Annotated in this window: 13 protein-coding genes and 1 riboswitch; of the genes, 6 read left to right on the top strand and 7 right to left on the bottom strand. The window is 37.9% G+C overall.

Going from position 1 to position 12,176, the window contains the following annotated elements:
• Window positions 1-104: 104 nt before the first annotated feature.
• Window positions 105-596, bottom strand: a complete 492-nt coding sequence (locus tag AR328_RS19825; protein ID WP_066300582.1) for a DUF255 domain-containing protein — start codon at window positions 594-596, stop codon at window positions 105-107.
• Window positions 597-695: 99 nt separating this feature from the next.
• Complete coding sequence (locus AR328_RS19820) at window positions 696-1,832, bottom strand: glycerate kinase (RefSeq protein ID WP_066300847.1); 1,137 nt, start codon at window positions 1,830-1,832, stop codon at window positions 696-698.
• A 307-nt stretch (window positions 1,833-2,139) separates the two neighbouring features.
• On the opposite strand from AR328_RS19820, the gene AR328_RS19815 reads away from it, so the two are divergent.
• Window positions 2,140-2,511 carry a spore coat protein gene (locus AR328_RS19815; RefSeq protein ID WP_066300574.1) on the top strand — a complete coding sequence of 124 codons (372 nt, stop codon included), beginning with the start codon at window positions 2,140-2,142 and terminating at the stop codon, window positions 2,509-2,511.
• A 211-nt stretch (window positions 2,512-2,722) separates the two neighbouring features.
• On the opposite strand, the gene AR328_RS19810 is transcribed toward AR328_RS19815, so the two are convergent.
• From AR328_RS19810 to AR328_RS19800, 3 genes are read right to left on the bottom strand one after another with little or no spacing between them, the layout of a single operon-like run.
• Complete coding sequence (locus AR328_RS19810) at window positions 2,723-3,313, bottom strand: uracil-DNA glycosylase (protein ID WP_442854470.1); 591 nt, start codon at window positions 3,311-3,313, stop codon at window positions 2,723-2,725.
• A gap of 44 nt (window positions 3,314-3,357) precedes the next feature.
• A complete protein-coding gene (locus AR328_RS19805) occupies window positions 3,358-3,825 on the bottom strand; it encodes a YndM family protein (RefSeq protein ID WP_066300572.1) in 468 nt (155 codons plus the stop codon).
• Between the two features lie 37 nt (window positions 3,826-3,862).
• Complete coding sequence (locus tag AR328_RS19800; RefSeq protein WP_066300569.1) at window positions 3,863-4,201, bottom strand: hypothetical protein; 339 nt, start codon at window positions 4,199-4,201, stop codon at window positions 3,863-3,865.
• A gap of 250 nt (window positions 4,202-4,451) precedes the next feature.
• On the opposite strand from AR328_RS19800, the gene AR328_RS19795 reads away from it, so the two are divergent.
• The 5 genes from AR328_RS19795 (at window position 4,452) to AR328_RS19775 (ending at window position 9,865) form a co-directional block, all read left to right on the top strand.
• On the top strand, window positions 4,452-4,964 hold the full coding sequence (locus AR328_RS19795; RefSeq protein WP_066300566.1) for a DUF3231 family protein: 513 nt from the start codon (window positions 4,452-4,454) through the stop codon (window positions 4,962-4,964).
• 199 nt (window positions 4,965-5,163) lie between these two features.
• A riboswitch (cobalamin riboswitch) is annotated at window positions 5,164-5,347 on the top strand.
• Window positions 5,348-5,487: 140 nt separating this feature from the next.
• Window positions 5,488-7,782 (top strand): ribonucleoside-diphosphate reductase subunit alpha, encoded by a 2,295-nt coding sequence (locus AR328_RS19790; RefSeq protein WP_269433536.1) that lies wholly within the window; start codon window positions 5,488-5,490, stop codon window positions 7,780-7,782.
• 100 nt (window positions 7,783-7,882) lie between these two features.
• Complete coding sequence (locus AR328_RS19785) at window positions 7,883-8,929, top strand: ribonucleotide-diphosphate reductase subunit beta (protein ID WP_066300559.1); 1,047 nt, start codon at window positions 7,883-7,885, stop codon at window positions 8,927-8,929.
• Window positions 8,926-9,375, top strand: a complete 450-nt coding sequence (locus AR328_RS19780) for a flavodoxin domain-containing protein (protein ID WP_066300554.1) — start codon at window positions 8,926-8,928, stop codon at window positions 9,373-9,375. Before AR328_RS19785 ends, AR328_RS19780 begins: the two co-directional genes overlap by 4 nt.
• A gap of 61 nt (window positions 9,376-9,436) precedes the next feature.
• Window positions 9,437-9,865: a VOC family protein gene (locus tag AR328_RS19775; protein ID WP_066300549.1), complete on the top strand. Its 429-nt coding sequence runs from the start codon at window positions 9,437-9,439 to the stop codon at window positions 9,863-9,865.
• A 109-nt stretch (window positions 9,866-9,974) separates the two neighbouring features.
• Here the strand turns inward: AR328_RS19775 and ilvD are convergent, their stop codons facing one another.
• The gene (ilvD, locus tag AR328_RS19770) at window positions 9,975-11,654 is read right to left on the bottom strand and encodes a dihydroxy-acid dehydratase (RefSeq protein WP_197414500.1); all 1,680 of its coding nucleotides are present in this window, start codon (window positions 11,652-11,654) and stop codon (window positions 9,975-9,977) included.
• A 245-nt stretch (window positions 11,655-11,899) separates the two neighbouring features.
• Entirely contained in the window at window positions 11,900-12,127 is a 228-nt protein-coding gene (locus AR328_RS19765) for a hypothetical protein (protein WP_066300545.1), read from the bottom strand.
• Window positions 12,128-12,176 lie beyond the last annotated feature (49 nt).

Here is a 12,176-nt window from a genome sequence, read left to right as displayed (position 1 = left end):
TCTTTTTTATCCGCTCCAGCAAGGGCGGAATTTTTTTTGCAAAAAAAGGCTCTTGCATGAAGGCAAGAGCTGCAATTGTTACTAAATTCCCTATATATTTGTTTCTAATCACGATTTATGACATGTTGATCATACACCTGGGTGATTAATTCTTTAAATCCTATTATGCCATCAACAAGACTTTCCTTCGGTAAATACATCGCAGCATAAAGAATTTCCTGATCCGAATTTAAAAAAATATTTAGCGGGCCCTTCCCTTTTCCCTCCAGCTTCTGACACTTGCTCAAATATAAAGAAGCAATATCCGGACGCTCTTCCTTGTCAACCATCATGCAAACAAACTTATCATTTAAAAGCTGGACTGTCTCCCCATCTTTCTGCGACTCCTGTTCCATGTCCGCACTCAAATGGCAATGATGATCCCCAATACTGATCAACACCAGCTTCCCTTCCCTTTGCGCTTTATCAAATCCTTCTGTTGACCACTCTAACCAATTTACAGGACTCTGCTCATTCTTTTTTAAATAAGGGCTTTTGGACATCACTAACCAATTATATGTTGGGGAATAACGTTCTTCGGATAAGAAAGATTGCATATTTCATAACTCCTTCATTCGAGATGCCTTCATCTGAAAAAATAATCTATGATTGAATGATAAAGTTATTATTTCCAATTAGGCGAAGAAAAATCATGGTCATCTTTTGGCTGCCATATAAGTCCGCATCACTTGTTCAGCTGTTTGCTGGAGTAAAATAGCAGCGCCCTCAATGGCTTTCTGGAGTGTCATAGGGGAATTAATAATACTATGAACACTTGTAATACCGTGTTCATACAAAACCTCAATTCCACGGCCAATGGACCCGGTCAGAGCAAAAACAGGGATTCCTTTCGATTTAGCTGCTTCAGCCACGCCCATAGGTGTCTTCCCAGAGGCGGTTTGGAAATCAATCTGACCTTCACCGGTAAATACACAATCGGCGCCTTCTAAATGTTTAACAAGCCTAGAATATTCGATGACAATGTCAATGCCGCGCTTTGTTTTAGATGGAAAAAAGGCTTGAAAAGCTCCGCCTATGCCACCTGCAGCTCCGGCTCCTGGTTTGTCATGGAGACTTATTCCCGTTTCTTGTTCAACTAAATCTGCCCAATGCCTTAAGTTATTATCTAGAATTTCAACCATTTCAGGTGTAGCGCCTTTTTGCGGTCCAAACACATGAGTTGCTCCATTTTCCCCTACTAATGGATTTTGAACATCAGTCGCAATCAAAAATTCACAATTTGCAATTCGTGAATCAAATTCTTGAACATCAATATCAACAATCCTTAATAGTTCTGATCCCCCATATCCGACTGGCTCTCCATTAGCATCGAGAAACTTCATTCCTAGAGCTTGAAGCATACCTAACCCGCCATCATTAGTCGCGCTTCCTCCGATAGCTAAAATAAACCTTCTGTATCCGTCATCTAAAGCTTTTTTTATAAGTTGACCAGTTCCAATGGTCGTCGTTTTCATAGGATTAAGCTCTTCTTGATTTAGGAGACCTATTCCTGAAGCACTAGCCATTTCAATGACACATGTTTCCTCGTCTCCTAACACTCCATAAGCAGCTTGAACGTGTGTAAGCAGTGGTCCCATAACTTGAAAACCTACAATTCTTCCCGCTGATGCTGCAACAAGGCTTGCCATCGTTCCCTCCCCACCATCCGCAACTGGAACTAAAACCGTATTAATATGTGGATTTACCCTTTTTATTCCTCTTTCCATTGCCTTCGCCGCTTCTAAAGCAGTTAAGCTCCCTTTAAATGAGTCTGGTGCAATCACAATTTTCACCATTAACGCCACCTTAATATTCTTTAATAAATCGACACTTTGTTTGAAATTGAATATTGTAAATACTTTATTAACTATTATTATAAGCAATTATTTCTTATTTTCCTATTTCATGACTTAGTTTGGAGAAGAAGATTAAATTAAGAGATGTTACGGTTTTTTTCTAATACAATCCAATTACGCTGAGATGAAGGGCTATGAAATTGATTATCCAAAATTCCACTATTGTATCAGGCAGTTTGTCCATACTTTTTGTCCCCTCATGAATAACTTGTTAAGGAACTTACCATGAAGGGAGAAATTATTAATGTCAGAAAGAAGCAGACAAAATGTTAGAAATACCACAAATGTAGACCAGTCAGAATATCAAGGTTTAGTCGTCCGTAACTCTCATACAGTTACGGTTACACAAACGGAGGTTCAAGGATTAGTTCTAGTACAAGCAGCACTGCAAGCTGCGATCGAAGCGGCAATTGTTGTATTGGGCAGTAACTCAGACAATAATATTAAGCAATTACAAAAAGTTGCTCAGTCTCTAGATGTTAGTCAAATGCAGAAACAAACAATTGTCATTGAGGATTCTGGAGAAGTTATTGTAAACCAAACAGAGGTACAGGTAGATGTAGTAGTTCAAGCTTCTATTAACCTATTAGCTCAATTACTGTTAAAGATTGCCTAATTGGACTGATCAATAGAAAAGTGACTATCTGAGATAGTCGCCTTTTCTATTGAGCATTCGGTGTTTATTGCACTACTAATCACCTATCTGCTGATTATGCATATTTCAGTGACGTTTCATAAGATAAGATGTTAATTAATGATATATAAAAAGCCAAACCCTGTATTTCAATATGAAATATCGTTTGGCTTTTTATTAATAAACTGTCATCCTAGTGATGAAATCGTTGTGCCAGCATCTCCCAGTCACTCATAAATAATGGCCATAAATTTGGCCTTCTTCTGATGGCAAGTGGATGATAAGCAACAGCTGTCGGGATTCCATGTACATTGTGCCAGGAGCCTCGGAGCTTTTTCACTTCTGCTTCAGGATTTTCAAAAAATGATTGGACTGCAATATTTCCTAAACAAAAAATAAAATTTGGCTTCTTTTCTGCTAACTGCACTCTTAAATGCTGGATACAAGAATTCCTAGCTTCCTCTTTATTATAGGCACGGACTGGTCTTCTTTTTAAAATATACGTTACAAATAAATTACTAGGCGGTATGCCTGCCTCGTTAGCCGCTTTTTGTAATGTAAACCTAGTTCCGCAAACATATGGGTTCCCTTCACGATCTTCTCGTGCTCCGGGATTATCAAGGATAATCATAATAGGAGCATCCGGATTCCCCTCCCCCCACACCATCCTTGTTCCATGCATATAAAGTTTGCAGTCAAGGCAATCCTTCTGATCCTCTGGTACTGGTTCCTCGGGCCAAATATTTGGACAAAATTCAATAATACCAGTCATCCCCCTGTTCAATGTATTTCCCTCCGATTAAATCAGCAGATTTAAATCCAAGGAGGCTATTCATCCTCAGAACTATGATGATTCTTATCCATATGTAATTCAGATTTAGAAGGAGTTAGTTCTTCTGAAGCTTCTGTTTGGTACTGAAGCTGTCTTGAATGTACAGGACTAGTTTTCATATTTGTAATGATCTGATTGGCCATATATCTATGAAAGAGAATTTCAAAAAGGGCCACACCCGCTGCAGCAACGAGAGACATAATCACAATATTTTCTCTAAGCGTCAAACTGATACTTAAAGACCAAATCACAAAGAAAGCAAGAACAAAATCGGTGATTGTCGCAATGAAATTATTAGATCTAGGCAACACAAGAAAGTCGCCAAGAACATAAGAGGATGCCCCTAATGCTAATGAAATTAAGAATACCATTCCAAAGGACATGCCATAAAATAGGCCAAGAATAATATAAAACAGGACTAAACATGAAATAAACTTTAACAGAAATGCTTTTGAATGCTTCACAACATCATCTCCTTTTTAGTTTATGGTCAAATAATAATTATTTCTTTTTCTCTTTCGGTTCTGGTTTATCATTCATCGTTCTAAAAAATTGTGTATTCATGCTGCCTTGAATAATATCCTCTAAAAAGAATTGACCAATCAATTTTAAATACTCTTCATCATCGAACATCTTTTTGTTCTGCAACTCCATTTCTGCTAGGCCTTCGTAAGTTGAAATAACAGCGTATGTATGGTCCTTTCCCGTGATTGGTGTTAAGATTTCTACTTTGTGATTATAATTTTCATTTCTGTATTTCTTAATCTCAAGTAAGTTATCTAACCCGTCCTTAAATTTGTCCTGTTTTATCTCAAAAGTTTGGTAAACCATAACTGACATATAGAATGCCCTCCAGTATGAGTATTAAAGAAGATTTCAATTTTATTATTTTCCCAATTGAATTATTTATTCTTTAGGAAACTTGAAATACCCAAATGTATACATCCTATCCTATTCAATTAAGGAATTTTGATTTGTACCTTACCAACTAGCAAATATTTATAAAGCAAATGCGCATACTAATTTTGTGCGCTTATTGAAAGGTGGCACCAAAATGAATAAATTATCTACAAGTTTGAGGAGGTTAACAATGGGCATTCTAAGTGGAAATCCAAAAGATGAGCCTTTACATTACGGGGAAGTATTTGATATTTGGTCTTCATTATTAGTGGCCAATGGAAAAGTAGCTGGATATCAAACGATGATCAATCATACTGGCGATGATGATCTAAAAAAGTTATTACATGAAGCTTTAGAAATAACGAAGCAGGATAAGAAACAGATTGAAGAAATTCTAAAGGAAAATGGGGTCGGTTTGCCGCCAGCACCTCCTGAAAGACCTGAGGCATGTTTGGAGGACATACCTCCTGGTGCAAGAATGCAAGATCCTGAAATTGCTGCTGCACTTTCTGCTGATCTTGCTTCAGGTTTAGTCCTTTGCAGTCAGGTCATTGGCAAATCAATTCGTGAGGATGTCGCCATGATGTTCGGTCAATTCCATATGCAAAAAGCTGCATTAGGAGCTAAAGTATTAAGGCTGAATAAGGAAAAAGGCTGGCTTGTCCCGCCTCCACTGCATGTTAATAAAGGCAATAATTGCTAAGCAAACTTGCTAGGGCGATTTAAACAGCCCTAGCATTTTCATTTGATCCTTCGTTAGCAAATTCAATCAATTTCTTTTAAATTTTTTCAATCGACATATTTCTCTATTTTTTAAAGGTTGTCAAAATCTAGTGTTTAGCTTATAATCGAAAAAGTTACATATATATAGTGTTTTTTTTATTCACTAACACAATATACAGTGATAAACCAATAAATATGGTGTCCTTTATGGACTTAATAGGGAATCTGGTGAAAATCCAGAGCTGTTCCCGCAACTGTAAGTGCTATCGAAATAAGTAGAAACCACTGTCTTTTTTAAGATGGGAAGGACTTAAAGTAGGCTAAAGCACAAGTCAGGAGACCTGCCATATTTATAACGTGTTATCTTCTTCGGGAGTTGGGAAGGTAAAACGAGGGTATTTTGATAGATTATTTATATATTCTATTATCATATCAGCGTTTTACTTTACCCATCCTCTAAAAGAGCGATGGGTTTTTTATTGAAAAAAACAAGTAAAGGGGATATGAATATGGATACATATGTTCATACAAATTTGGAATCAGTTTTAGAAGAGTTAAACAGAGCTTCAATCTTATATAAGATTGACGTTGACCCACTTATACAGCAATTGGAAGAACTAAAGCAAAACGATGCAGCCGTAAATCGGCATACACTTCACTATTCATTAAACAAAATCTCAATGGACGAACCAAACTGGACCTTTCTGGCGGCTCATCTATACTTAAATGAATTGTATGCAGAAGCATCGAAAAATAGAGGATATAAAATGAATGTAAAATATGGGGATTTTTATAGCCTCATAAAGAAACTGACTAGTATTGGGATTTATTCAGAAGATTTACTGGCTTTCTATTCTAAGGAAGAAATAGATCAATTAGATATATTGATTGATCCTGAAAAAGATTATCTATTTAACTATATTGGTCTGTTCCTCCTTGCTGACCGTTATCTTGCAAAAGATTATGAGAAAAATATTTATGAACTGCCGCAGGAACGATTCATGATTATTGCTATGACTTTAATGAAAAACGAAGATAAGGCAAAACGAATGTCTTTAGTCAAGGAAGCTTATTGGGCTTTAAGTAATCTATACATGACTGTTGCCACTCCAACACTTGCTAATGCAGGAAAAAGCTATGGCCAGCTATCCTCCTGTTTCATTGATACAGTAGATGATTCATTGGACAGTATCTATTTGAATAATTGGGATATTGCCAGATTAAGCAAGGATGGCGGCGGAATTGGCATTTACTATGGAAAAGTTAGAGCTTTAGGGTCAGACATTAAGCAATTTAAGGGCAATTCATCCGGTGTTATTCCTTGGATTCGACTTGTTAATGATACGGCTGTCAGTGTCGATCAATTGGGGCAAAGACAAGGAGCCATTGCGATCTATTTAGATGTCTTCCACAAAGATATTATGAATGGATTTTTAGATATAAAGACAAATAACGGAGATGAGCGCAGGAAAGCCCATGACATATTTACAGGAGTCGCGATACCTGACCTATTCATGAAGAAACTTGAAGAAGTGGACGGAACAGGCAGAAGCATTGGCGAATGGCATACGTTCTGCCCACATCAAGTTAAGCAGATAATGGGCTGGAAGGACGAGAATGGGAACCCATTAGGACTTGAGGACTTTTATGATGAATCCGATAAGAAACTTTTCACAGAAAAATATGAGGAGGCAGTAAATCACCCTCTTCTGCCTAGGAAGAATTACCGTGCAATGGATGTTATGGCTAGAATCATGGTATCCCAATTGGAAGCGGGCACACCTTATATGTTCTATAGAGATGAGGTAAACCGCCAAAATCCGAATAAACATGTAAAAGGAAATGGGAGAACTTCCGTTTATAGCAGCAATTTGTGTACAGAAATTATGCAGAACATGTCAGCAACTGTTATTCAGAATGAATATCAAGACGAGGATGGAAATATTATTATCGTTCGCAAGCCTGGGGATTTTGTTGTATGTAACTTATCTTCTATTCATTTGCCAAATGCAGTTAAAGCAGGCGTGCTTGAACGCCTCATCCAAATTCAAATGAGAATGCTCGATAACACAATTGATATTAATCAAATTTCAGTAGGTCAAGCAAAATGGACGAACCAAAAATACCGGGCAGTTGGATTAGGAACCTTTGGCTGGCACCATCTCCTAGCTATAAAGGGGATCCATTGGGAATCTGACGAGGCGGTTGAGTATGCAAATGACCTTTATGAGGATATCGCCTATTTTACAATACATGCTTCAATGGAGCTTGCAAAAGAAAAAGGCGCATACAAATTATTTCATGGCTCTGAGTGGCATTCAGGAGAGTATTTTAAACGGAAAGATTATTCATCTGATCGATGGAAGGATTTACAAGAAGATATCCGAAATAACGGTGTCAGAAATGGCTGGATGATGGCTGTTGCTCCGAACTCTTCAACAGCAAAAATTGGGGGCTCCACAGATGGAATCGATCCTCTTTATGCGATTGAATATGCGGAGGAAAAGAAAAACTTCAAATTCAAAGTGACCGCACCTGATTTAGATCATAATACTTACAACTATTATCGCCGTGTGAGACACGAGTTAAACCAATTATGGAGCATCAAGCAGAACGCAGCAAGGCAGCGGCATATCGATCAGTCCATTAGCTTCAACCTTTATGTTCGCCACGATATAAAAGCAAGAGATTTATTGCAGCTTCATTTAGAAGCCTGGAAGCACGGTTTAAAAACGACCTATTATGTTCGCAGCACTTCACAAACAGAAATTGCTGATTGTGAAGCTTGCCATAGTTAATATATCAACGAAACGATTTTTCCGTTATATCAGCGACTTTCCGGATATATTGGCGACTAGCCTTAATAAAATGAAAACCATTTTCAAAAGGAGCGATTCCATGGCACACCAACAATTATTATCAAAAATAAAATTGCTAAATCCTGAGTTCCCAAATAAATCTACTAGTCTAATAAACGGTCAAGCATCAGGGATCCTAAATTGGAACGACATTAGATATCCACAAATGTATCGAATGTATCAAACTTTATTAGCCAACTTTTGGAAGGCCGGGGAAATAAATATGCAGGATGATATTAAACAGTGGGATTCCTTAAGCACAACTGAACAAGATGTTTTTTTACGAATTAACACGCAGCTGGCTTCACTTGATAGCTTACAAACGCCTATGATGACACAAGTAATGGATTATGTTACAGACCCAAGCTTTAAAGCGATATTTGCTGTCATTTCGCAGCAGGAGGCGGTTCATAATGAATCATATTCTTATATTCTGAGTTCTCTCATCCCTATTAGTGAACAAATTGCCCGCTTTGACGAAGCAAAGGATGATCCAATTGTACGCAAGCGGAATCAGCTAATACTTGAATCCTACGAAACTTTTAGGCACAATCCAACATTGCAAAATTTATTCGCGCTTGGAATCAATTCAATTAATTTAGAGGGCATATATTTCTATGCGGGCTTTGCCTTTTTCTATCATCTAGCCCGTCAGCAAAAAATGCTAAAAACGAGTTCCATGATTAGTTATATTCAACGGGATGAAATGCAGCATGCCTACTTCATTGCACAATTTATTCGTATTCTTCTTACTGAAAATCCTGAATTGAATACCCAGGAGAATATTCAATATGTGTATGAGACGATTCAAAAGGCAGTCCAGCTCGAAAAGGAATGGGCTCATTATATATTGAAGGATATTCAAGGAATCGATTTAGATGAATTTGAAGGCTATGTTGAATATCTAGCGAATAAACGGCTTAGGCAATTAGGCCTTGAAAACCTGTATGAGGGACGGGAAAATCCGATGCCTTGGATCCATGTTTTTAGCGATGATATGATGAATGAAACGAAGTCCGATTTCTTTGAACAAAAGTCTCGTACGTACACAAAGGTTTCTCAAGACAACGGTTTTGATGAGCTATGAGAATTGGCTTAATTTATACCTCGATTAGCGGAAATACAAATGAATTGGCATTATTAATATATGAGCAGTTCATGCAAAGAAACGTAAATGTTGATCTATATAACATTGAACAATTTGACTGTAATCGGTTAGATCAATTTGATGCATTTGTTGTTGGTACCTACACCTGGGGTAATGGGGAAATCCCTAATGAAATGATACCCCTTTATCGGGAGTTTGAAAAAGTCGACAGAAGATACATGATAACTGGCGTATTCGGGACAGGAGACAGTTTTTACCCTCACTACTGTGGAGCAGTTGATATGTTTAGAGACCTATTAAAAGTAAAAACAGAGTTATCGGTCACTTTAAAGGTTGAATTATTGCCTCAAGAACAGGATCTAACGAAATGCAAAAAGTTCGTTGATTTATTTATGGATCGACTTGAAAATTTGATAATGCATTGATAAATGATAAAATGTAATAGAAATATTTAGCAATGTCAAAAAAATACAAGGAGTGTTGCAGATGGCTGTTGATGTATATCTTAACTTTAATGGAAATACCCGAGAAGTAGTTGAATTTTATGCTAATGTTTTTGGAACTGAACAACCAAAAATTATGACGTTTGGTGAGGCCCCTCCAAATCCAGAATATCCACTTCCTGAGGAAGCAAAAAATCTTGTTATGCATGCAAGATTAAACATTCATGGCAGCAATATTATGTTTTCAGATGTTTTTCCAGGTATGCCTTTTATTGAAGGAAATAATATTAGCCTCGCTGTCGTCAGCACGAATCTTGACGACGTGAAATCTCAATTCAACAAAATAAAAGAAGGCGGAAAAGTAGTCATGGAGCTTCAGGAAACCTTCTGGAGCAAATGCTACGGACAAGTAACAGATAAGTTTGGGATCTTCTGGCAATTCAATTATGATAATGGCGAAAGTGTCATGTAGGTGTTAATTTTAGATTTAACAAGCTATTAAGATGAAATCACTATTACATAAGACCAAAAAAAGACCTATAAAAAGTCTTAAATGACTATTTATAGGTCTTAGTATGTTCTTAATATTTCATAACTCCGCCAGTATTGGCTGATGTCACGAGCTTCGAATATCTTGCTAAGTAGCCTTTTTTCACTTTCGATTCAAAGCCCTTCCAGTTTGCTTTTCGTCTTTCCATTTCCTCATCAGAAATTTCCAGCTGGATCGTGCGTTTCTTTAAATCAAGCTCAATGATATCGCCATCTTCTACAAATGCGATTGGTCCTCCCTCTGCTGCTTCAGGAGAAATATGGCCGATTGAAATTCCTCTCGATGCACCTGAGAAACGTCCATCTGTAATTAATCCAACCTTTGCTCCAAGTCCTCTTCCTACAATTTGAGAAGTAGGTGCAAGCATTTCCGGCATACCAGGACCACCTTTAGGGCCTTCATAGCGAATGACTACGACATGTCCTTCCTGTACTTTCCCGGTAATGATTCCAGAAAGTGCGTCTTCTTGAGAATCAAAGCAAATCGCTGGCCCCCTGTGATAGCCACCAACTGACTCATCAACCGCACCGACTTTAATAATCGAACCGTCCGGAGCTAAGTTTCCGAATAAAACAGCAAGTCCGCCCTGCTCTGAATGTGGATTATCTAATGGCCTAATCACATTCTTGTCTAAAATATCACTGCCGGCAACATTTTCGCGAATTGCTTTTCCTGATACAGTTAAACAATCACCATTAAAGGCATCTGGCTTCTTAAGAAGCTCATTGATAATAGCGCTAACCCCGCCTGCATTATGCACATCTTCAATATGATAGTCTGAGGCAGGCGCGATTTTCGCTAAATGCGGTACACGGGTTGCAATTTCATTGATACGCTCTAATGAATACTCAATTTCAGCTTCATGTGCTAAGGCAAGGGTATGAAGAACTGTATTAGTAGAACCGCCCATCGCCATATCCAAAGCGAATGCGTTATCGATTGCATCGATTGTTACGATATCACGAGGTTTAATATCTTTTTCGATTAGCTCCATTAATTGCTTAGCAGATTGTTTAACAAATTCTTTACGTTCCTCTGCGACAGCTAGAATCGTACCATTACCAGGAAGTGCAAGGCCAAGCCCTTCTGCTAAACAGTTCATAGAGTTTGCCGTAAACATCCCTGAGCAAGATCCGCAAGTTGGACAGGCTAGCTGCTCAATTTCGAGCAATCTTGCTTCATCAATTTTACCGGATTGGAAAGCCCCTACCCCTTCAAATACAGATGTTAAGTCAAGCGGATTGCCGGCACTATCCGTTCCAGCCTTCATCGGACCGCCGCTGACGAAGATTGTAGGGATATTGAGGCGCAGCGCTGCCATCATCATTCCAGGTGTAATTTTGTCACAGTTTGGAATACATACCATGCCATCGAACCAATGCGCCGCAACAACAGTTTCAACAGAATCAGCAATGATTTCGCGGCTTGGCAATGAATATCTCATTCCGATATGTCCCATTGCAATCCCATCATCGACACCGATTGTGTTCATTTCAAACGGCACCCCGCCAGCTTCGCGGATAGCATCTTTCACAATTTTTCCGAACTCTTGCAAATGAATATGTCCTGGTACTATATCAATATATGAATTGACTACCGCAATAAACGGCTTTCCAAAGTCCTCTTCTTTTACACCTGCTGCACGAAGCAAGCTTCTGTGAGGCGCACGATCAAATCCTTGTTTAATCATATTACTGCGTAGATCTGCCACGTATAATCCCTCCATAATTCTTTTTAAAATTTATACATATTTTAGTTGATTAATATTATTTAATTTTCCTAAATAATATTATAATTTAACACCATTTCTTCCATAATGTAAAGGAAGAACTTTAAAAATTCAGTATTTTTATAGTGTAGAATTTCTACTGTTTCCTATTTCAGAATAATTAATTCGCGGATTTTTTTATAAGCAAAAAAAAATGCCCCTATTGGACACTATCTGCTTAGCTTTGATTATCTATCTACTGAAGCTTCTCTATTTGCTGATTCCCTATTTTCATACCACAGCTTAAGATGTGTGAGGATTGTAAAAACAAGAAATGCATTCATTGCCCAAACAGATATGAAAGGTGTCATGCCGCCAAACTCAATGGAATAATACCCTTTTAATGCCATAACAATATAAGCCTCAATGAAAATTAAAATAAAGCCCACAATGCCCGCTATTGCTATACGAACCATCCCTCTCCCACCTTTTCATTATCGTTTACGTATACGATTTTCAATTATT

The sequence above is a fragment of the Bacillus sp. FJAT-29937 genome, assembly GCF_001509555.1.
Taxonomy (GTDB): domain Bacteria; phylum Bacillota; class Bacilli; order Bacillales; family Cytobacillaceae; genus Cytobacillus.
This window is presented reverse-complemented; position numbering and strand designations above follow the sequence as displayed.